The following is an 18,889-nucleotide window of genomic DNA, read 5'->3' on the forward strand; positions in this document are numbered from 1 at the left end:
TTTGGCGGTGAGGGGGCGCGAAGCCATCAGAAAGCCCCTCCTGCGCCGAATATGGAGCCGAGCGGCCTGCGCCACCATTCGCGACCGCTTTCTCGGCTGTCGAAATCGCTGTCAGGGTCGCCGAACGGGTCGCCGGTTGACCGTCCCACGGCGCGATAGTCGTAGGCAGTCTCGTTGGGGTTCATCGTGGCCGCATGGAAGTTCCAGAGCGCCACCGCGTTATCGCCATGGCGCTTGCCGCCGTCGGTGCCTTCCTCGCGCACCGACTTCGGCATTCGGGCCACGCCCCCGATCATTTTCAGCTGGCGCAGATCGTCGCGGGTGTCCTTATCGGCAGGGATCAGGATCGTGCCGTCCTCGAATGCCGCGCGGAAGAGCGGTCCGTACTGGCGGCTCCATACAAGGCTCGGCATCAGCTCGACGATCCGCTCCGGGCCTAGCTTCTGCGCCGCCTCCTGCGCCAGCGCCATGCCGTTGCCGTTGGCATCGAGCACGCCGCCGCCGAAGCGGCCATAGTGACCAATCTGCTCGACCAGCCAGAACAGCGCCTGCTTCTGCTGGTCGTAAGGGCATCGATCCAGTTCGAGGATCATCGGCACGTGCCGCTTCAGCTGCTCATCGACAAAGCCAATCGGGTAGGAGCTGCGATCCTGCCGCATGGCGAAGTCGCCGCCGAGGAACCATGTGAGGCTTTGGCCGCGATAACGATCGAGCGCCGGGGCCACCTCGCGCTCAAGCCAGGCGAGCATGTCCGCGCGGCGCTGGGCTTCCGGCCAGTGCACGAAGTCCGGCTTGCCAGCAGTGGCGATCGGCGGAGCCCATCGCGCCACCTTGTAGCTTTGATCGGTGCAGGCCTCGATCCAGGCGAGCGGCAGCAGCGTGCCTTCGCCTTCGCGCGGGATCGCATCGAGCTCCTCGCGCATCGCTTCCACGCGGCTGCCATAGCTCTTGCGAATGCGGCGATACCATTCGGCCTTGCCTTCCGCCGTCGGTGTCCAGCCCCGGATCAGGCAGACCCGCTCATAGAGGCCATTCGCCACGGCATCGTCGAAGGTCGCGCGGTGGATCGAGTACTCGTACTTGCCCTCGCGGCTCTCCTTAACCAGCTCGTTAAAGGCATTCAAATTGCCGTTATGCGTGCTGATAATGCGGATCGTGCCGCCCCAGATCAGCATCGCGTTACAAGCATCGATCACGGCCGCCACGTCGCGGTGGAAGGCCGCTTCATCGATCACCACGCGCCCCTGCAGGCCGCGAATGTTCGCCGGGCTGGATGAAAGGCCGACGATCTGAAACTCGCTGGCGAAGCGGATGCGATAGGCGTTGATGTACTTGCTCTCGCCGTCGGGCTGCCGGTCCTCGAACAGGAACTCGTGCACCGAGACCAGTTCCTTGGCCACACTGGTGGCGAACCGCGCGCAGGTGGCGACGAACTCCAGGCCCTTGTCCTTCGTGTCGCCGATGTAGAACGTGTTGTCGCCACCGGCGCTGCGCGAGGCGGCCGCGATCAGCGTGGAATCGAGCGCCTCGGCAAAGGTAAAGCCGGTGCGGCGGCCTTTCTCGGCCAGCTTCAGCGGCGAATGATCGGCCACCCATTCACGCTGGTGCGCCATCAGGATGCCTTCGGCCAGCGGGTCCATGCCCTCGGGCGGCAGCTGGCCCGGCATAAGATCATCGATCGGCGAACGCGGTGGTGCTTGGTCGGCGGTGGGGAGGAAGTCGGTGTCGGTCTGGTTCATGCCAGCTCATCCCACCAATCACAGAGCGAGACCGGGCCATCGGTCGCGATCCAGCCATGTGATTTCAGTGTGCGTAGCAGTCGCTGTGCCTCGCCATCGGTGAACCTGTACCGGTTCCAACACCAGTTCCCGACCCACTCAGTGGTTGGGCTGGCAAGCTTGAAGACTTTCCGGTGCAGACGAATTTTTCGACCCGTGAGCACGGTGAATTTGACCGGCTTGCCCCAGGGCGGTTCGATCGTCATTCCGCCGCAGCACGCTGCGGCTACCCTTCCGGCGAACAGCCCGTTGTCGGGATCGTTGCAGGCAAGGTCGATGGCGGCGAAACGGCTCATAGCGGCCCCACCACGTCAAAGCTCTCAACCTGCCAGCCGTCGAACCGGTAGCAAATCGAGAGCCGCATGCCGTTGGCGAATTCGGCCGTCAGGTAGCGCCGCGCGTCCTGCTGGTCGTAGTAAACCGACGCTTGCAGAGGATCGCCCCACGCCGGGAGCACCTCCTGGCACTCGCGCCGCAGCCGTGCGCCGAGGCCTGCGAGCTCGGGTTCATCGCGACGCCACTCACGCGGCACGCCTGCGGGCCAATCACGGCCGCTCATGCAATCGCCAGAGGAGGCATTTCAGCGTCCACTCCTCGGTGCAACTCCACCTGCGAGCCGCTCGCCAAACCGTTCCAGTAGTCGTTCTCAGCAGCCCGCCCGGTCTTCGCAGCAGAGCGGGAATCGACACCGACAAGCTGAGGGTGGCGCTCGGCGAGATATTGGTCGATCACGGCGTCTTGGGGCAGCTGCGGGGCCAAACGGGCGATCTTGCTGTAAACAGCGAGGGTCCATGCCTCGCAGTAAACGTCGGCTCGCCGCCGCTTGTTCGCGGTTTTGCAGCGGCTCAATTTGGCTGCGATATAGTCTCGGCGTGCGCGCTTCAGCTGCCGGAAAAGCACTGCGAAGGCGTAGGAGGCAATCTCTGCTGAAACGCCGCGCCCGACGAACGTGCGGTCGCCGCCCTCATTGATAAACGACACGACGCCGAACGCTCGTTGTACAGCGGCGCACAGGTAGGTTTCCCATACAGGCGGCCGTTGCGTTCTGCTTGCTCGCGATGTGGCCTCCTCGATGTCGGCCATTTGCAGCATTTCGAAGCTGATGCCGTTCTCGTCCATCAGGGCTTTGGCCTTGGCCAAGGCAGCGGCTGCCTCGTACTCGTTGGATGAGCCGGCGAGTGCAAAGCACTTCTGAATTTTGGCGAGGAGCTGCTTATCCATGCCGCTCACTTCTTCGCCTCGCGTACCCCGAGGAAATCACGCCGCAGCTGCTCGATGCGCTCGGGCGAAAGCCCGGCTTCGCGCGCCATCTCCTCGGCCTTGTCGGCTGCCTGCTCGATCTGCTTGCTGACGCGGGCTTCGAGCTGCTTGCGATATTCGTCCGAGGCGCGCTGCGCGTTCACGGCGCTTTGCAGCGCGCGGCCCAGCTCCATGATGTTCTTCGAATCGACCTCGCCCTCTTCGAGCATCTGGAACATCGCCAGCTTGAGCATTTCGGCCACGGCAACCGTCACCTGATCGGGGCCGTCGCTGCCGAGGCTGGTCACCAGCTCGCCCGAAATTCGCTGCACCTCGTCCAGCTTGCGGAACTGGATGGCCTTGCGCACGGCGTAGCGGCTGAAGGCACCTTTGCTGATCGGCTCCAACCCTTTGTCCATCAGCCGTTCGTTGAACTCGGCGAGGATGACGGTCTGCGGAAGCTTCCGGTCGCGCAGCTTCTCCAGCGCCCACACGACATCGGCCTCGGCCTCTTCGGGCAGCAAGTCGATCGACGACAGCCGCCCCCGGCCGCGCTGCGAGCCCGATGCGCGTTCCTCGCTCATCAGCTGGCGTCCCTCGGCCGGGTGACGCCCGCGAGGATCGAACGCTGCGCCACATGGTGCTGGCCGGGGGCGAGAATGCGCGCGATCGGGATCGCCCCGGCGCTGATCACCTCGACCGCGCCGAGATCGGCCAGGAGGTTCAGCTGGGTCGCCAGCCACTCGGGCGTGCGATCGATGCCATAGCGTGCGCGCAGGAGACTGCGCAGCGAGACCGCGTTGAGATGGCCGTCAGTCTGGGCATCAAGCTCGACCAGGATAAACAGTCGCGCATCTGCCGCCAGCTGCTCGTGAACACCCGAAAGGCTCTGGCTCAGGCTCATACGTCCATCCCTTTCTTCACGATCGCGTCATAAAGCCGGTCGACCTGCCGCGAAGTGTGCTGGATCATCGGCTGTTGGCTGGCCACTGCCTCGCCCAGCTTGCTCACCTTGGTGTCGTGAATCTTCAGCTGGTCTTCGAGCCGCTCTATGTCGACCTTGCTGGCCGATCGGTGCTCGATCTCGGTGACGCGATTTTTGATCGAGGTGACCTGGCCTCTCATGCTGGCGACCTCGCGCTGCAGCTCCCCGGTGCCGACCGGATTGGCCGCACCACCGCGCCGGATCGCCACGCCGATACCCAGCAGGATAAAGGCGATGATCGCGATTTGCAGCCATTCACTCATACCTGTCACCTTGTTCACTGTTGCGCCGAACAGGGCGGTTGCGGCGATATCCGCCTCCGCCGTTGGCCGACATCTCTTCAAATTCATCGGAAGGATCGAAGGGCTCGGCTTCTGCGGTGCTGCGGTCTTCGTCGGGAAGGCCGATCAAGCCGCCGATCCGACGCCGCACAGCGCGAAAGCCTGCGCTGACCAGCTCCTTCAGTTCCTTGCCCAGCAGTTCGATCAGCGAGTATCCGGAAAAGCCGAGGCCGATCGCCACCACGAAGGCGAACAACCAGCGCGGGCGCATCTCGATCACCCACAGCTCGACCACCACCAGCATGATGGCCGACACGAGAACGAACTGGCCCAGGCTGAGCTTGCTCTCCTCACGCCGCGCGAGCGGACGGGCGGCGAGCACACCGAAAGCGGCGAGCAGCGCAGTCACCACCGGCACCTCGACGCCGCCGAGGTCGAGCGCGATGTACGCAGCCTCGGGCACGGGATTGAGCACTGCACTCACGGCCATTGCCGGAAGCCAGCCTGCGGCGAACTTGCCTGCTGAGACACCTGAAATAATCATCGGCGCTCGTGATCCTCCTGGCAGTCGAAGCAGCGCCGCGCGTTGGGCATGGCCATGCGCCGGGCGACATCGATGGGATCGCCGCAATCGCAGCAGTGCTCTTCACCGCGCCCGGAAAGGCTGGCACGCACCATGGCAATGCGCCGGTCGCGCTGCTCTTCCTCGAACAACTCCGAGGCTTCGAGTGTGCGGTTATTGCCCTGCATCGAAGGTCTCCGGCATGGGGGCGGGCTGTGTGATGATCGGAGCCACAGGCACCGTTGATTGCCTCTCCACCCAGCTGATCAGCGCATCGAGCTGGACGGCCTGCTCGCTGGCGATGAGCCGCTCTTCGAGGCTCATGTTGCCGGTGCAGATATCCGCGCCGCTCAATTCGTCGGGCCAGTCGAGGCCGGATCGGGCGGCAGGAAATCCATGATCCGCGGACGCTGCATCAGTGCTGGTGGCGGCATCGCCGGGCTGGGGCAGATCAGCTGCTGAGGCACCGCCGTGATCGGCCGCATCGGTTGCTCGTCTTTCGGCTGCAGCGCGCAGCCGCCGCTCAGCAGCAGCAGCGCGGGAGCGCAGCGCCGCAACCCGTTGCTGGTATTCATCGGTGGCCTCCTGTGTGATGGCTTCCTGCTCGGCTTTGACCCGCGCGACGTTGGCATGAGCTGCGGCGGTCGCCGCCAGCACTGCGGACTGAAACCTGCCGATAGTCTTGGCATGGGCAGCGCGCTCGGCCTGCACCTGGTTTCGGGCTTCCTTCAGCTTGGCCTCGGTGCCCTTGTGTGCGGCGCGTTCCTTGCTCAGGTCACTGCGCATTGCCGGATCGACCAGCAGCCAGTGGCACAGTGCCACGAACCAGCCGACCACCAGCGGGCCATTGCGCCAGTCCGCCACCATCCATTTCAGGATCGCCTTAAGAGCGTCCGAAGCGACCTTCAGGACGCCTGTTGCCTTGAGCGTTAGCCAGGTGAAAATGCCGGTCACCGCGTCAGCCCTCAGCGTGGCGGCCGAGCTGCTCGGCGCGCCGCAGCCAGCCCTTGAGAAACCGTTGCTGGCGCGCGTCGCGCCGCACGATCGCAACGTAGCGGTCGGCGGCGGCCTGGCGGTAAGCCTTCACGATGTCTGCAAGCAGGCCGCGCGCGATGAAGCCGTCGAGATATCTTTGGGTTCGGAACCCGACCACGCCGTCGACCACGAGAGGCGTCTGGCGGAAGTGGTGCTCGGCGACCACCTTGTTGAGCGCGCGCTGCAACAGCTTGCGGGCAGCAACATTCCCGCCGTTCACGCCTTGGTCGAACATCATCTCCCCGATTGGGCGCGGCATGTTCTCGCAGCGCAGCACCTTCCAGAAGCACCGCTCATAGAGCTCGGCCGCATCGAGCACGGTCAGCTTGCGGATATCCTGCGCGTCGATGTCGCCGTCGAAATCAAGGTCGAAGTCGGCGAAGCCATCGCCGTCGAGATCGATCTTGCCCGCCGATTTCAGGAACCGCAGCGAGATGCCGTATTTGGTCGCGCCGCCGCGATCGACCGGGTCGTCTACAAACTCGCCTTCCACACCGAGCAAATCGACATAAGCATTGACGAACCGCCGCGAATAGCCGCGTTCGACCAGGTCCTGAATGCTGATTTTGCTCGCTGCCATGGTGCCGTCCTGCCGAAATGGCGGAGCATCCCGCTCCGCTCTTCCCGGAGCCCTTCTGGATCATGGCAGGGGGTGACAGTATGCCCGCCACGGCGGGCATGATCGGTCAAATGTCGAGGGAGAGCTGGGCGGAGCCTTTGACAGGCTTGTCATCCATGCGGGCGAACAGCTTGTCCACTCCGCTCTCGGTGATGCCCAGCGCGCGGGCGATCTGGGCATTCGAAAGCCCTTTCGCGCGGTAATGCCGCGCCCGAAACGCGCGCGCAAGAGGGATGCGTAGCACGGCAGGGGCGTATCGCTGCCCCAGCCGGTGAGCCATATCGGTGCCGATCGCAGCGGCGATCTCGTGATCGGCATCAGGTGTTACGGGGATATAGACGCGCGTGCCGCCGAAAGCCTCGACCAGCGCGATAAACGCGCCATCGCCCAACAGAGCAATCAGATCGTGGCTCAGCTGCTCGCTCATTGGTCGGTGCAGCGCTCCGGATCGAGCACACGTGCGCTCTGGTAGGGGCTCTTTTCTTCAAGCACCGTCACCAGCGTGCCGCCGCGCATCAGCAACAGCATGCCATCGGCCTTTACCACATACTCGTAGACGCCGAGCTGGCGAGCAGCTCGGTGCGCGCGGGTAAGCGAGCGGCGCAGGTCTTCGCGCAAGGCCTCGACATCGAGCCCACCGCCACGCTCAAGAAAGCGCAGCAAGCCGTGGTCGCTGATCGCCGGCACGTCTGCTGCGGCTTCATTGGCCATTGCAGACAATCCAGATGATCAGCGCCCATACTGAGAGTGCAGCGAGCATTGCGCCCCAGAACCAGCGCAGCCGTATCGCCGCCTCTCGATCAATCGGGCGGCGGCGATAGTTGATGCGGGAATTGCGCATCATGCCTGTCCATCCCGTGCGATCTGCAGGACGTGTTCGCAGAATGCGCATTCGGCGCTCTGCCGCCCGATGAACCATTGCCGCCCCTCACAGGCAGGGCACAGATTGACCTGTCCGAGCCGGTAGCGTTGGACCGGAAGGAACGTGCGCGCGGTGGCGATCCGCCGCCGTGTCATGTGCCGTGTGACCGTTGCAGCCAGTTTCATCGCCCGCTCCTGTCATGGTGCGGAGCGACCTCGCGCAGCTTGGCTCCAAGCGCTGATGCCAGGCGGTGATAGTCCTCGGCCGAATATCCGCGCTCGGTCTCACGGGTCTCGATCCCGCACAGACGGTAGGCGGCGGTGTCGAGCGACCAATCCTGCGGAATTGCCCCTGCCGACTTGAGCTTCGCCACGATCAGCTCGCAGAGGTGTTGCTGCAGCGTGGACGGGGCGAGCTTCTTGCCCGACACCGGACAGTTCTGCCGCCAGCCCGCGCGCTCTGCCATGGCCTTCAAGGCTTCGATCAGCCGGAAGCCATCCGACTGCCGCGCCCAGACCAGCCGCTCGCAACCGAGCTGACGCTTGGCAAAGGCCTCCAGCGCCAGTTCCGACGGGTTGTGAACCTCGCCGAGGTGGTAAAGCGAGATCCACAGCGCCCGCGCCTTCTTGGCCACCGGGTGCTGCGCGCCCTTCTGGCCCGCCTTGGGCAGGGGCTGAAAGCCCAGCGCCTTCATCCGGGCGAGAACCGCATCAAGGGCCTTCTCATCCATCTCTTTCAGGCTGCGCGCGCCAGCCACATCGAACAGGACTTGGCGGTAGTCGTCCTCGTCCATTTTGAGCTGGTGGCGGGCGATGTTGATCTTCCCCAGCATCGCTCGACGGTGCTGGGTTGATCGGTCGAACGTCGCTTTGCGGGCTGCGTTAGCCATGGGCGCGCCCTCCATTTTGAGGCGACAGGGCATCGCCCGTGAACGTCGCGCAAAGGGCGGCGAATTGGAGGTCTTCCAACCTCAGCCGGATTGCCATGCGGTGCAGATTGATGATCGTTGTATGGTGGCGCCCGCCAAGATGGCGTCCGATGGTCGGATAGGAGAAGGCCGGTTCACATGTCCGCAGCAGCCAGACGGCGAGAGCGCGGGAATGCACCAAAATCGCCTTGCGCCGATACGAGAGCAGCTCGTGTTCATCGATGCCATAGGCCTCGCATACGAGGGCGATGGTCGACTTCGTGACCAACTGCTCAATCAGCGGCGGGATGTTTTGCCACATCCCTAGGTGAATTTTCAGCCGGTGCTCGATCGGCCGGATTGCGATGGGGGCGTTCATGGCAGCACCGCCATGGCACCGGCCACACAAATGAACCCGGTGAAGCAGGCCACTGCGAAATCGAACACCTCGACGGCGAGCTCTGCGCGCGAAACGCCCAGCTCTTCGACATAGTCGCGGATCACGGTCCGCACCGTGTTGACCAGCGCGCGCATCATGACCGGTTCGCCCGAGCAGAGAAGCGAACCCAAGCTTCCTTGAGGTCAGCCACTTCGAGAGGTCGACTCTGAGAACGAGAAATCAACAGCGCTTCGCAAAGTGTCTCGGTCGGATTGCCGAGCCCGCCACCCATCTCGGCGATTTCACCGAGGAATTTGACACATTTGGGATCGGTGACGTTCCATGCGTCGGCCAGTGCCTCCACGTCCTTCGCAAAGGGGCGCTCCCAGACGATCGGCCGCATTCGCCTCCGCAGCTGAGGTACGTCGCTCGTCTGAATCAGCTTGTGAAGCCGCATGTCCCCCATGAAGACAACACCCAGTCCAATCTCGTCGCTCCACGCGCGGATTTCTTCCATCGCCTTGATCGTGAGTTCCTGTGCCTCATCGATCAGGAGGAGCGGGTGGCGCAGCTTTTTCAGGTGATCGACGATTTGCGCGGACAACCGGTCCGGCGCGCCCTTCGCATTGTCCTGACCCAGCGCGCTCAGTATCCGGACCATTGCCGACATCAGCCCGGCCGACGAAGGTCGCATCGTCGCCAGGATCACATTGGGATAGAGCTGCTGGAACTGTCGGGCAGATGTTGACTTGCCCAGCCCCGATGGCAGCGAGACGTAATACATCTTTCCGCGCTGAGCCATCAGGAACAGATGGTGCAGTCGCTGGCTGGTCTCGGTTTGGAAGAAAGCTGGCGCTGTGACTGGCTCAAGGTCTGCCGCTTCGTGAGCGGACAACATTTCGCGATATCGGCGAACATGCTCGGCGGGGCGCTCTTCCTTGCCGGGGTATCCGTTCTTTCCTCCGAACAGGCTGATGGTGCTGTCGGGCAGGCCTGTGCGCTTCGCAAGTTCAGACCACGACAGCCCCGTTTCGTGCTTGTGGTTCTGAAGCCAGCGGCGCTCGTTTTCGATATCGATCGTTGGCGTAGGTGTGCTCATCGGTTAAATCACTTCCCGTCTGCTGCACCCCAAGGGTGCGTTTCGTGGACGGTGCGCGGGGATCAGTTTGCAGCTCGCCCCCGCGCACCACTTCAGTCCACCGCCCTCAGCTTCCCCAAGGCGGTGAAAAACCTGTCGTCGCTCGCAGCGCGCTGATCTTCGATCTGATCGACAATCTTCATCGCGGCAGCCGTCTTGCTGTGGTGGACCAGCCTGACCGCCCCGGCTTTCAGTGGTCGCGGCGCTGTGTTCTTCTGACGATCTGCTGCCAGTGCCCGCTGCGCTGCGGCGATATCGGCCGCGCTCATCTCGCGTTCGGCTTCCAGCCCGGCGCGCACCGCCCGCCGCTGCTCCTTCTTGCGCTTGCCGGTTGCGATCGCACCCGCCACATCGCCGAACCCGCTATCCTGCAACAGCGCCGCCTCGGCCAGGTAGCGACCCTCCCGGTCGTAGACGTGGATCGACTGGTGCAGGTTGTCCGGGTCGAACCGCACGGTGACCATCTCGCCCCGATGGGCGCTGCACTCGGGCGACCAGTAGCGGTTCTCGTAGAGCTTGATCTCGCCATTGCGCTTAGAGAGGCGCTTCCGCTCCGCTGCCAGCAGCGCCATGCGCAGCTGCTCGGGTGTCGCCTTGCGGATCGTCGCCTCGGCATAGCTCTCGGCAAAGGTCTGGTCGAAACTGCGCCCCCGGCATACACCTGCGCGCCGTCCCAGCCGGGCGTTATGGTCGGCAATGCCGCGCTCCACGATGCCCTCGAACTCATCCCACGGGATCGCCCGCTTGCCGTAGTTCTCCGGCTTGTTGACCGGGCTGTTGCCGGTGTAAGCGCCCGCGCATTCGGGGCCGCGCGCGATATGGTCGCACAGGTCGCGAAAGGCGCGCTCGATCGGCTTCGATTGCCCGTGGTAGACCTGCGCGAACCGCACTTTGATCCCGAGCGAAACGAGCAGACCCGCCGGTTCTTCAGCGATCGTCTTGAAGCGGTATCGGGTAGCTGCACCCGCCGTCAGTGCCTTGCTCGCGAAGGTGCGGCTGTTGTCCAGCAGGCATTCGCGGGGAATGCCGTATTCGCGGAACAGGTCGGCAAAGGCGAGCCGGGTGGCAAGCACATTTTCGGAGAGGTCGAGCCGCCAAGCCAGCATCTTGCGGCTGTAAATGTCCTGAATCGCCACCATCACCGGACGAACCGGCTTGCCGGTCTCAGGGTGCGTCACGAAAACGTCGAAGGTGTGCCCGTCGATGTTCACGATATCGAGCGCGTGCAGCCCTTCAAGCGTGCGGCGAACGTCCGGTGTTGCAGTTTCCAAAGCTTCTTTTCCTTTCCTTCCCAGCGTCACCACGCGCGGGTCCAGTTCACGCTCCAGGCGGCGTCTGATCGACCGTTCGGAAGGCAATTGGATGCCTCTCGAATCCGCGATCTTTGTGATCCGCGCCCAGCAGCTCGAAAGGCTCGGCTGCTCAGGCCGCAGCCAGTCGCTCTTGAGCATGGCCCACAGGTCGGCAGGCATCTGAGCGCGTTGCCCTCCGCCTTTCCGGCGCGGTGCGAGCGCGGGCAGCCAGTTCGCCTGAGCAATCCCGTCGACCAGCGATTTCCAGTTCCAGATCGTGGCTGGCGACACGCCATTGGCCGACGCCTGCTCGCCGACTGCGGCGCTGGCGGTCGCTCCGGCCTCTTCGAGCAGAGCAGTCTCGTTGAGAATGTGCAGGCGTCGTGCGGCTTCCTCGCGCACTGCTGCAGGCTGCTGCTCGAACCATGCCCAGCTGCCGCGCAAAGGCGTCTTGGCCTCGTCTTGGCTCGGCTCTGCGGCCAGCAGGCCACGCCGCACCAGATCGACGCGGGCAGGACCGGGCAGAAGGCTCATGTGGAATTCGCTGCCGCCGCCACGGGCCTTCCGCTCGCGGACCAGCAACTCGCCATCCGGGCTGACCTTGCTCGCCCAACGTTCATCGCGTGCGCGCCGGTTGATCGCCCGCTTATCCGCAGGCAGGCCGGGCAGGCGCAGCTCGGCCAGTTCGGCTGCGGAGAACCACTCGCGCGGTTCGGCAGCCTGCTCATTCGCAGCGGACGCAACGCGGTCAGTCAGGGCTTGTGCTGCGAGTTTCACTTATTTCCCCTGATCACCGGTGCGCCGTCGCCCTTGATGCGGCGGCGCTCTTTCTTGAGTTCTTCCATCATCGCGTCGATCTGGCCGAGGCGTGCGGTTTGCACCTCCCTGCCGATCAGGACGCCAGCGCCGAGCTCCCGCGTCAGCGGATCGAGCAAGTCCTGCCGCGAAGTGACCAACAGCAGCGCCCAGAACCGGCTCATGGGCACCTTGTGATCGCTGCGCGCCGGGCTCGCGTAGGCGTCCAGCATCTGCCAGCTCACGTCTTCGTCGAGGATCTCGCTCATCTCGGCTGCGATCACCTTCCGGCTGCGCGGATCGCTGGCCAGAATGGTGCCCACGGTTTGCGAGATGCGCCGCTCCAGCCCCGCCAGTGCGGCAACGCCGCTGGCAGGTGCGGGCGCTTCGAAATCGAAGCCCAGCTGGCCGGGATGAGCGCGAGCCTTCGCCATCGCCTCAGTTCCTCAGCATGTGGGCAGCATCCCACTTCCTGAACGGTGCCGTGGCCGGGCCATATTTGCGCTCGAATTCCTCGGCGGTCGCCTGCAGGCGCGCCATGCGCTCTTCGTGCTCGATCAGCTGCGCAGCCTCTGCAGGCGTGATCCCGCCGCGCTGCGCGCGCTCGAAGGCGAGGCGATGCTTGCGGTAGTAAGCGGCATTGCGGGACGTGCTGGCCATCATGCGCTCCTGCTCTGAAGAATCGTGCGGACGTCGGCATCGAAGCCCCTGCGCACCTGCCGCAGGTCATCGTCGCGCTTGCGTTGTGCCGCGCTGATCTGTTCGAGGATGGCTGGCGGGCTCGCCCGTTTCGGCAAGACCGCGATCACGTCGCTAGGCTGCAGTCTCTGCAGGCCATGGCTCCAGCGGCCTTTCGAGGTCAGCCAGCGCCTCACGCGCAGCCTTTCCGGACTCTGCTCGGCCACGCGGGCGAGGATGAACTCGCGAACCTCGCGGTAAACCACGATCCTGCCGATCAGGCGGGTGCCAGCCGAGGCCTTCATGCGAAGTACTCCAGCTTCACCACCTGCAACGGCGCACCGTCGGGCGTGCGCGGAATGGCGGGCACATGCAGCGGCGTGATCGCACGCGAACTGCCGTGCCGCCGCAATATCAGTCCGCGATCTTCAAGCCCGGTCAGCAAACGATGGACCGCGCCTTTGCCCTTGACGCCGACGCCAGCCGCCATCTCCACGAAGCTCGGCCCGTAGCCATGCGCTCCGATATAGCCGACGATGTAGCGCAGCAGATCGTACTGGCGGGGGGTTGCACCCAGCATCAGAGCGCCTCCCCGATCGGATCGTCGAATCGGGGCAGCCACACGCTGCGCGTCTCGCCCGGCGCGGTCGGATGCCGCACGTCCCAGACCACGGCGCAGTAATCCACCGCGCCGTCTTTGTAGGCCTTGCTGCCCATCGCATCGATCATGTCGCCGGGCGGCATGCTGGGGCGCTGGGTGAAGTACAGCACCTGCTGCGGCGGATGGTCGAGCCGGAACAACCGGCCCCGCTTCTTGCCACCCGCTAGCCACTTGATTGGAAACAGCGTCACCACCCGGTGCGTGGCGAGCTTCAATGCGTGGCGCACGAAGGCCTCGCCGATTCCCTCGATGTAGGAATAGGGCGCGTTCATGAAGATCGAGACCGGCCGCACCGGTGGCGCGGTCAGCTCAAGGAAGTCCGCCGAGAAGAACGTCGGCCGGATATGGAAATCCTGCCAGGCGACGTTCTCGACCAGATCGCTGAGGTAAATGCGCGTGGAGAAACCCCAGTCGGCCAGCCGCGATCCGGCATGGCCATAGCCTGCAGCCGGGTCCCAGATCGCCGCACCATCGGCCAGCTCAGGCTCCATGCCGATCTGGCGCGCGACCATGTCCCATTCCCAGCCCTGCTCGACATACCAGTCGAGCGGGTGCCGCTTGGCCTTCTTCGTGCGGGTCACTTCGCCGTTACGCATGGCCAAGGCCCTCCTTCATGCGGAGGGCGCGCAGGTCGTAGGCGAGCAGGCGCGGGGCCTTGTCCCACAGGTGAACAACCAGCTGGGCCGGGGCACTGAGAACGGTGTCGTCGCGATAGGCCCAGCCGCAATCGTCGTGATGCGCGAGCCAGGCGAGCGCGGAGAGATAGCTCGCGCGCATCAGCCGATCCACTCCCCTGGGCCCATGGGACGGCCGTCGAGATCGGTCTCACGCAACAGCGAAATCTCGACGACAATGCCAAGCCAACGGATCGTCAAGGTGCGCCCTTCGGCTTGAAAGTCGTCTGCTGAAATACAGGTGCCGCTATGGTCGATTTCGGGGAGCAGCCTCATGCGACACCACCTTGCTCAGGTGCGAGAGCTGGCTGCATTTGCGGGTAGGCGATTACCTCGATCGGCCCCGCATAGAAGACCGTGTCCGGCTTCTTGCGGTGCGCGCCAATGGTGATCAGCAGGCCGGTGAAATTCACTTTCATGCCGCGTCCTCCTCGTCCAGCAGCTCGCGCAGGCGAGCCTTCATGTCCTTGCTCAGCAGGTTCACGAACCGTGGCAGACACTCGCGCTTGGCGGTGATCGAAAGCCGCCCCCAGCTGTCGATCATCGTGCTGGTGAACTTCACGTCGGGCGTGGGCGCTGCACCCTTGGTGCTGTCGATGCCCAGTTGCGCCCGCGCCATGTCGGCCGAGAGGTCGCGATCTTCGAGCAGCGCCTCGATCACCTCGCGGCGCTGCGCCTCGTCTTTCACGTCCTGCACCAGCTTGAGCTGGCTCCGGTTCTCGCCGACAATCGGGTGGCGCGAGAGCGCCTCGATCAGCTCAGGAAAAGGCTCGATCAGCAGACGGAAGATGGCGAGGTCGCGATGGATTTCGCGCTTGCCCAGCTCCATGGCGGAGCCGACGGAATCGACCCAGCTGGATGCTTGTGCAGCGTTTGCAGAAGCATCATCGGATACGGAGTGACAACTTGTCACTCCGTATGCTTGTGCCAAGTTGTCACAAGCATCCTCGGCATCGTCGCGCAGCGCTTCTTCGGTGCGCATTTCGCCGTGCTTAACCCGGTCCCAGCGCGCCTTAACAGCCAGCTGTTGCTGGCTTTTTCCGCCTCGCTCGCGCGCCAGCCGCTCCTGCGCAGCCTGCACCAGCGCGGCGGTGAATTTGGCGCGCTCGATCGGCCCCAGCGGGCGGCGGTGCAGGTTCTCGCTGGCCTCAAGGTCGGCGAGCTGGTCGGGCTTGCCCGAGACTTCGATCGCCCAGACCGTAATCCCTTCCATCCGCGCGCCGATCAGCCGGTGCATGCCGGTCACCAGCCGCCATGGCTTCTTGCCCTCGGCGATCACCTGATCGATCGGCTTGCTCGGCAGGTTGCGCACCACCTTGATCGGGTCGCGCTGGCCGTCGACGGCCATCAGCCGCCCCAGCGCCGCCGCCTTGTCCTCGTGCAGGAAGCCGATCCGGTCGCCCTCGAACACGTCGGTCGGTGCCAGCTCGAACAGCGTGGCATTCGTCAGCAGGGTGTTCATTCGGCATCCCCACTTAGACGATGACCGCCCTCAGAAGCGCCGCTAGCCTCCCCGCCACCAGCAACAGGAAGGGAACCGTCATGACCGCCGAAGACAGACAGACCATGTTTGAGAACCGCCTCGATTTTCTTGAGGTCCAGATCGACGCCATGCGCGGCCTCGTCACCGGCCTGCTCGCCATCATCGAGCGGGATCAACCCGGCCTCGCGGCCCGCTGCCGGGACTGCGCAAGCGCTGTCATGATCCAGATCGGCAACGAGAGGTCCAACGCGCTTGAGGGCGCGCTCGATGCGCTGGTCGATGATGTCGAGCAGCTGCGCGGCCTGCCAGCGAACGATTGAATCGCGACGTGCTTCCGCTTCCGCCCGTTCCGCGCGTAGCGCACTCGCCAACTTGGCGCGGCGAACCGCCTTCGGGTTGGCGAAGCCAAGATCGTCCAGCACCTTCACGCTGCAGCCCTCCCGCGCCTGTTATCTTCGGTCACGTTCCGCAGTCGCTGCAGCGCCAGCGCCGCACTGCCCAGCGAACGCGGGGAGGCTTCCTCATCATGCGTGACACAGTTGGAAATCCGCTCGCGCAGCACCTCGGCGGTCGCCACGAATCCTGCGCGCCCGCCGTCCGGGCCAAGCCGCGTCACGATTTCCTCGGTGACCTGCTGGCTTTCCTCGAACCGTCGCAGCGCCAGCGACTGGCGCACCGCGAACCGCCCGAAAGCCCCCTTGCTGATGCGCTTCACAGCCTTCGCCGCCAGCCGCCTGTTCAGTTCCGCCAGGATATCCACCTGCGCCAGCCGCCGCTCGGCCAGCGCCTCGCGCACCCACGCCACGTCTTCGTCGCATTTGGCAGGCAGTTGCTCGATGCTGGAAAGCCTGCCGCGCCCGCCGCGCTTGGTCGCTGGCGTCGGGATGAACCGCGCGGGTTGAGCGGACTGCCCAAGCTGTCCTCGGCGGTAGGCCATGAACACCGTGATGATCTCGCGGCGCAGAGCCTGCGCCAGCGGGCTGCGGCTCAGCATCGCCAGCAACAGCGCCTGCTCTTCGTTCAGCAGGTAAACCGTGACCTCGCGCTTCGCGCCGCTGCCCAGCTCGACCATTTCGCACCTGGTGCGCAATGGTCCGTAGCCTGCCAGTTCTTCGAAGTTCCGCTTCACAGAGCGGCGGATGTCGAGAGGCTGCGCCATGCCCAGCCGTTCGCCCAGCCGCACGTCCTCGATGCAGGCATCGCCCTCCAGCTCGCGGATATCCGCTGCACACAACGCCACCGCATTCATGCGCGCTTCTCCTGCGCAGGAAGGGCGTGCTTTTCGCTCTTCGGCCCTCTATGCCGGGGCGAAATGGCTAACTTCAGGTATTGATCATGATAACGGCGCGACACCCGATGCACCGGAATATCCAGCTCATCCGCGATTGCCTCTGCCGTGGGCAGGATCGGATGTCCGGCCAGCACAAGGCTTACCGAATGGTTCATCAGCCCTTTTTCGCGCTCAAACGCCAGCATCGAGCCGTACCGCTGGCGGATACGCGACTTGATCTCTTCTTTGTGCAGGGGAGGGTTCATGGCTAACTCTCGTTTTACATATGATGTCATCATCAAAACTATAGTTTACATTTGATGTCAAGCGTGGACGAGCAGATTGCCGCGTGGCGCGCGAGCTTTCATGCTGCATCAGATCGCCAACTCGCTCTTTTAATTGGGTATTCTGCCCAGAATTTTGTGAATTGGAGGAAACGCGGGGCGATCCCGGAAGCCGCCTACGAACGTGTCGCGGCGATCTTGCCCGATCATCAACGCGCGCAGGCACGGCAGGCACGGCGCGAGGAACTCGGCCAGCAGCTGCTTTACGAAGGCCGCTGCCTGGCCATCTTCATCGCGCCGTCGTTCGATGCCTATGGCCGGCGCTTCTCACCCCTCGAATATGCAGCGCAAATGCGTGATTTCACGTCATTCTTTGATGAGATCGCCCTCGCCTGCGCCGAACGCATCGCCGATCGCAAGGAGGAGAAAGGCGGCAACGCCACCGAGGCATTCGAGAGCATCGTCAAGGATATCGGCAAGCCCGATGCGCCCGACCGGCTCGAAACGTTCTACGAAGAGGTGACCCAGCGCGCCCGCTACTGGCGCTACGGCGATGGTGAGTAGGGTACCCTCGTTACGGGTACCCTTCGCAACTCCCCCACATTGTGGGGGTCTGGTGTCCGCAATGTGGACCCCAGCGCGCTGAAATTTCGCGCCCAGTTTCACTCGTGTAAGTAGGGTTGCGCTGGGCCGCTTTTGCTTAATTTATCGTTAGATATCAATAAGTGCCCAGTTCGGGCCGAAAATGGCGAACTGGGCACGATAAACCCCAGTTCGCGCCCACTTAACGCAGCCCTAAGAGCCTCTCAGATGCGTCTTGAATGGCCCTGAAACGGCAGAAAACCGCCACTAAGAGCCGCCTAAGACGCTCACTTCTTAGATCGCGCCACTCCAGCCGCAAGTGTCAGATCATCGTCTAAATCGACCGTCACTCTAGACAATCGCAAACCGGCTGGGAGCGCTGGCCAGATCGAGCCCCGAAGCGCGAAAACCACGATTTTCCGCCATTTCTGGACCGCCAATTCCCGGCTCTCCCCGGAAATCCCCGCCAAAACCACCCCGGTCGTCCACTCTAACTGGTGGTGTCAACTAACAAGGCTAATGTCATCAGAATCTAAGGCTCAGGCGACCTTCAGCACCGAATCGTTGCGGGCGAGGCACCACAGGCTGAGCCCGGCGGCCTCGGCGCGGGCGACCGCCATCGAAGTCGGCAGCGAGATAGTGACCAAGCTGGTCGCGCCCGCGCGCACCGCCTTCTCGACGATCTCGTATGAGCAGCGCGCCGAGGACAGGATAAATCCCTCGGACGGGCTCTGCCCCGCAGCGGCGAGCGCGCCGACCAGTTTGTCCATCGCATTGTGGCGGCCCACGTCCTCGCGGGCGTGGAGGATCGTGCCATCCGGCGCGCAGAAGGCGGCGGCATGGGCTGCGCCGGTGGCCTTCGTCAGCGGCTGGTGATCACGTAGTTTTGCCAGCGCGCGGAAGATCGCGGCGCTTTCGATGGCCTCGTGCTTTGCCACGGGCGGCAGGGGCTTTGCGACCGCCTCAAGGTTCTCGATCCCGCACAGCCCGCACGAGCTTTCCGCTACCCGCGTGCGCACGCGCTCGGTCAGCTTGTCGATCCCGAGGCCGGTCAGTTGCGCGCGTGCGATCCAGCCTTTCTCGACTTCGACCACCGCCAGATCGGCGATATCCTCGACCGACTGCGCCAGCCCTTCGGTGAGCGCAAAGCCACGCGCGAAGTCTTCGAGGTCCGTCGGCGTGGCCATCATCACCGCATAGGCGAGCCCGTTGAACTCGAGCGCCACCGGCACTTCGGGCACGAACTCGCGGCTCAGCAGGATGGTGCCGCCCGAAAGCCCGAACTGGGTGACTTGCCTTGTGGTCGTTGCCATGTTCCAAATCCCGTCCGCTCGCCCTGAGCTTGTCGAAGGGCTGCTTTTCCTTCGACCCCAGCGCTAGAAGAA

General features: G+C 64.1%; 34 protein-coding genes. 2 read left to right on the forward strand and 32 right to left on the reverse strand.

Going from position 1 to position 18,889, the window contains the following annotated elements; genetic code table 11:
* Nucleotides 1-26: 26 nt before the first annotated feature.
* From D2V17_RS14240 to D2V17_RS14355, 29 genes are all read right to left on the reverse strand, one after another.
* Nucleotides 27-1,739 carry a hypothetical protein gene (locus D2V17_RS14240; RefSeq protein WP_119593473.1) on the reverse strand — a complete coding sequence of 571 codons (1,713 nt, stop codon included), beginning with the start codon at nucleotides 1,737-1,739 and terminating at the stop codon, nucleotides 27-29.
* Nucleotides 1,736-2,074 carry a hypothetical protein gene (locus tag D2V17_RS14245; protein ID WP_119593474.1) on the reverse strand — a complete coding sequence of 113 codons (339 nt, stop codon included), beginning with the start codon at nucleotides 2,072-2,074 and terminating at the stop codon, nucleotides 1,736-1,738. The genes D2V17_RS14240 and D2V17_RS14245 overlap by 4 nt, the downstream gene beginning before the upstream one ends.
* On the reverse strand, nucleotides 2,071-2,337 hold the full coding sequence (locus D2V17_RS14250) for a hypothetical protein (RefSeq protein WP_119593475.1): 267 nt from the start codon (nucleotides 2,335-2,337) through the stop codon (nucleotides 2,071-2,073). The genes D2V17_RS14245 and D2V17_RS14250 overlap by 4 nt, the downstream gene beginning before the upstream one ends.
* Nucleotides 2,334-2,999: a DUF7168 domain-containing protein gene (locus tag D2V17_RS14255; protein WP_119593476.1), complete on the reverse strand. Its 666-nt coding sequence runs from the start codon at nucleotides 2,997-2,999 to the stop codon at nucleotides 2,334-2,336. The genes D2V17_RS14250 and D2V17_RS14255 overlap by 4 nt, the downstream gene beginning before the upstream one ends.
* Nucleotides 3,000-3,004: 5 nt before the next feature.
* Complete coding sequence (locus D2V17_RS14260; RefSeq protein ID WP_119593477.1) at nucleotides 3,005-3,601, reverse strand: DUF3486 family protein; 597 nt, start codon at nucleotides 3,599-3,601, stop codon at nucleotides 3,005-3,007.
* A complete protein-coding gene (locus tag D2V17_RS14265; RefSeq protein ID WP_119593478.1) occupies nucleotides 3,601-3,921 on the reverse strand; it encodes a hypothetical protein in 321 nt (106 codons plus the stop codon). Before D2V17_RS14265 ends, D2V17_RS14260 begins: the two co-directional genes overlap by 1 nt.
* Nucleotides 3,918-4,265: a hypothetical protein gene (locus D2V17_RS14270; RefSeq protein ID WP_119593479.1), complete on the reverse strand. Its 348-nt coding sequence runs from the start codon at nucleotides 4,263-4,265 to the stop codon at nucleotides 3,918-3,920. The genes D2V17_RS14265 and D2V17_RS14270 overlap by 4 nt, the downstream gene beginning before the upstream one ends.
* Nucleotides 4,258-4,827, reverse strand: a complete 570-nt coding sequence (locus tag D2V17_RS14275; protein WP_119593480.1) for a hypothetical protein — start codon at nucleotides 4,825-4,827, stop codon at nucleotides 4,258-4,260. Before D2V17_RS14275 ends, D2V17_RS14270 begins: the two co-directional genes overlap by 8 nt.
* A complete protein-coding gene (locus D2V17_RS14280; protein ID WP_245978729.1) occupies nucleotides 4,824-5,033 on the reverse strand; it encodes a TraR/DksA C4-type zinc finger protein in 210 nt (69 codons plus the stop codon). Before D2V17_RS14280 ends, D2V17_RS14275 begins: the two co-directional genes overlap by 4 nt.
* Complete coding sequence (locus D2V17_RS14285) at nucleotides 5,020-5,799, reverse strand: hypothetical protein (RefSeq protein ID WP_119593481.1); 780 nt, start codon at nucleotides 5,797-5,799, stop codon at nucleotides 5,020-5,022. The genes D2V17_RS14280 and D2V17_RS14285 overlap by 14 nt, the downstream gene beginning before the upstream one ends.
* A gap of 4 nt (nucleotides 5,800-5,803) precedes the next feature.
* Nucleotides 5,804-6,460 carry a glycoside hydrolase family 108 protein gene (locus tag D2V17_RS14290; protein ID WP_119593482.1) on the reverse strand — a complete coding sequence of 219 codons (657 nt, stop codon included), beginning with the start codon at nucleotides 6,458-6,460 and terminating at the stop codon, nucleotides 5,804-5,806.
* Between the two features lie 106 nt (nucleotides 6,461-6,566).
* Nucleotides 6,567-6,926: a hypothetical protein gene (locus D2V17_RS14295; protein ID WP_119593483.1), complete on the reverse strand. Its 360-nt coding sequence runs from the start codon at nucleotides 6,924-6,926 to the stop codon at nucleotides 6,567-6,569.
* On the reverse strand, nucleotides 6,923-7,210 hold the full coding sequence (locus D2V17_RS14300) for a hypothetical protein (RefSeq protein WP_119593484.1): 288 nt from the start codon (nucleotides 7,208-7,210) through the stop codon (nucleotides 6,923-6,925). The genes D2V17_RS14295 and D2V17_RS14300 overlap by 4 nt, the downstream gene beginning before the upstream one ends.
* The gene (locus D2V17_RS21395) at nucleotides 7,200-7,343 is read right to left on the reverse strand and encodes a hypothetical protein (protein WP_191229199.1); all 144 of its coding nucleotides are present in this window, start codon (nucleotides 7,341-7,343) and stop codon (nucleotides 7,200-7,202) included. The genes D2V17_RS14300 and D2V17_RS21395 overlap by 11 nt, the downstream gene beginning before the upstream one ends.
* Nucleotides 7,340-7,546 (reverse strand): hypothetical protein, encoded by a 207-nt coding sequence (locus D2V17_RS21010; protein ID WP_147367417.1) that lies wholly within the window; start codon nucleotides 7,544-7,546, stop codon nucleotides 7,340-7,342. Before D2V17_RS21010 ends, D2V17_RS21395 begins: the two co-directional genes overlap by 4 nt.
* Nucleotides 7,543-8,250, reverse strand: coding sequence for a gp16 family protein (locus tag D2V17_RS14305; protein WP_191229200.1), 708 nt, complete (start codon nucleotides 8,248-8,250; stop codon nucleotides 7,543-7,545). The genes D2V17_RS21010 and D2V17_RS14305 overlap by 4 nt, the downstream gene beginning before the upstream one ends.
* Nucleotides 8,243-8,647, reverse strand: coding sequence for a helix-turn-helix domain-containing protein (locus D2V17_RS14310; RefSeq protein ID WP_119593486.1), 405 nt, complete (start codon nucleotides 8,645-8,647; stop codon nucleotides 8,243-8,245). Before D2V17_RS14310 ends, D2V17_RS14305 begins: the two co-directional genes overlap by 8 nt.
* The gene (locus tag D2V17_RS21015) at nucleotides 8,644-8,838 is read right to left on the reverse strand and encodes a hypothetical protein (RefSeq protein ID WP_147367419.1); all 195 of its coding nucleotides are present in this window, start codon (nucleotides 8,836-8,838) and stop codon (nucleotides 8,644-8,646) included. Before D2V17_RS21015 ends, D2V17_RS14310 begins: the two co-directional genes overlap by 4 nt.
* Nucleotides 8,802-9,746 carry an AAA family ATPase gene (locus tag D2V17_RS14315; RefSeq protein ID WP_119593487.1) on the reverse strand — a complete coding sequence of 315 codons (945 nt, stop codon included), beginning with the start codon at nucleotides 9,744-9,746 and terminating at the stop codon, nucleotides 8,802-8,804. The genes D2V17_RS21015 and D2V17_RS14315 overlap by 37 nt, the downstream gene beginning before the upstream one ends.
* 92 nt (nucleotides 9,747-9,838) lie before the next feature.
* Nucleotides 9,839-11,854 (reverse strand): transposase domain-containing protein, encoded by a 2,016-nt coding sequence (locus tag D2V17_RS14320; protein WP_119593488.1) that lies wholly within the window; start codon nucleotides 11,852-11,854, stop codon nucleotides 9,839-9,841.
* Nucleotides 11,851-12,306, reverse strand: coding sequence for a hypothetical protein (locus D2V17_RS14325; protein ID WP_119593489.1), 456 nt, complete (start codon nucleotides 12,304-12,306; stop codon nucleotides 11,851-11,853). Before D2V17_RS14325 ends, D2V17_RS14320 begins: the two co-directional genes overlap by 4 nt.
* 4 nt (nucleotides 12,307-12,310) lie before the next feature.
* Complete coding sequence (locus D2V17_RS14330; protein WP_119593490.1) at nucleotides 12,311-12,532, reverse strand: hypothetical protein; 222 nt, start codon at nucleotides 12,530-12,532, stop codon at nucleotides 12,311-12,313.
* A complete protein-coding gene (locus tag D2V17_RS14335) occupies nucleotides 12,532-12,855 on the reverse strand; it encodes a hypothetical protein (protein WP_119593491.1) in 324 nt (107 codons plus the stop codon). Before D2V17_RS14335 ends, D2V17_RS14330 begins: the two co-directional genes overlap by 1 nt.
* On the reverse strand, nucleotides 12,852-13,130 hold the full coding sequence (locus tag D2V17_RS14340) for a LexA family protein (protein ID WP_119593492.1): 279 nt from the start codon (nucleotides 13,128-13,130) through the stop codon (nucleotides 12,852-12,854). Before D2V17_RS14340 ends, D2V17_RS14335 begins: the two co-directional genes overlap by 4 nt.
* On the reverse strand, nucleotides 13,130-13,807 hold the full coding sequence (locus D2V17_RS14345) for a class I SAM-dependent methyltransferase (RefSeq protein WP_119593493.1): 678 nt from the start codon (nucleotides 13,805-13,807) through the stop codon (nucleotides 13,130-13,132). The genes D2V17_RS14340 and D2V17_RS14345 overlap by 1 nt, the downstream gene beginning before the upstream one ends.
* Entirely contained in the window at nucleotides 13,800-13,988 is a 189-nt protein-coding gene (locus D2V17_RS14350) for a hypothetical protein (protein ID WP_119593494.1), read from the reverse strand. Before D2V17_RS14350 ends, D2V17_RS14345 begins: the two co-directional genes overlap by 8 nt.
* The gene (locus D2V17_RS21400; protein ID WP_191229202.1) at nucleotides 13,988-14,161 is read right to left on the reverse strand and encodes a hypothetical protein; all 174 of its coding nucleotides are present in this window, start codon (nucleotides 14,159-14,161) and stop codon (nucleotides 13,988-13,990) included. The genes D2V17_RS14350 and D2V17_RS21400 overlap by 1 nt, the downstream gene beginning before the upstream one ends.
* Nucleotides 14,158-14,304: a hypothetical protein gene (locus tag D2V17_RS21405; protein ID WP_191229203.1), complete on the reverse strand. Its 147-nt coding sequence runs from the start codon at nucleotides 14,302-14,304 to the stop codon at nucleotides 14,158-14,160. Before D2V17_RS21405 ends, D2V17_RS21400 begins: the two co-directional genes overlap by 4 nt.
* Complete coding sequence (locus D2V17_RS14355) at nucleotides 14,301-15,347, reverse strand: hypothetical protein (protein ID WP_119593495.1); 1,047 nt, start codon at nucleotides 15,345-15,347, stop codon at nucleotides 14,301-14,303. Before D2V17_RS14355 ends, D2V17_RS21405 begins: the two co-directional genes overlap by 4 nt.
* A gap of 80 nt (nucleotides 15,348-15,427) precedes the next feature.
* Between D2V17_RS14355 and D2V17_RS14360 the strand changes: the two genes are divergently transcribed.
* Entirely contained in the window at nucleotides 15,428-15,688 is a 261-nt protein-coding gene (locus tag D2V17_RS14360) for a hypothetical protein (RefSeq protein WP_119593496.1), read from the forward strand.
* A 104-nt stretch (nucleotides 15,689-15,792) separates the two neighbouring features.
* Here the strand turns inward: D2V17_RS14360 and D2V17_RS14365 are convergent, their stop codons facing one another.
* Nucleotides 15,793-16,617: a phage protein Gp27 family protein gene (locus D2V17_RS14365; protein WP_119593497.1), complete on the reverse strand. Its 825-nt coding sequence runs from the start codon at nucleotides 16,615-16,617 to the stop codon at nucleotides 15,793-15,795.
* The gene (locus D2V17_RS14370; protein WP_191229204.1) at nucleotides 16,614-16,904 is read right to left on the reverse strand and encodes a helix-turn-helix domain-containing protein; all 291 of its coding nucleotides are present in this window, start codon (nucleotides 16,902-16,904) and stop codon (nucleotides 16,614-16,616) included. The genes D2V17_RS14365 and D2V17_RS14370 overlap by 4 nt, the downstream gene beginning before the upstream one ends.
* A 63-nt stretch (nucleotides 16,905-16,967) precedes the next feature.
* Here D2V17_RS14370 and D2V17_RS14375 point away from each other — a divergent pair, with 63 nt between their 5' ends.
* A complete protein-coding gene (locus D2V17_RS14375; protein WP_147367421.1) occupies nucleotides 16,968-17,486 on the forward strand; it encodes a hypothetical protein in 519 nt (172 codons plus the stop codon).
* A 557-nt stretch (nucleotides 17,487-18,043) separates the two neighbouring features.
* On the opposite strand, the gene fdhD is transcribed toward D2V17_RS14375, so the two are convergent.
* The gene (gene fdhD, locus D2V17_RS14380) at nucleotides 18,044-18,817 is read right to left on the reverse strand and encodes a formate dehydrogenase accessory sulfurtransferase FdhD (protein ID WP_119593500.1); all 774 of its coding nucleotides are present in this window, start codon (nucleotides 18,815-18,817) and stop codon (nucleotides 18,044-18,046) included.
* Nucleotides 18,818-18,889: the final 72 nt, after the last annotated feature.

Source organism: Aurantiacibacter xanthus (genome assembly GCF_003584015.1).
In the GTDB taxonomy this organism is placed as follows: Bacteria; Pseudomonadota; Alphaproteobacteria; order Sphingomonadales; family Sphingomonadaceae; genus Alteraurantiacibacter; species Alteraurantiacibacter xanthus.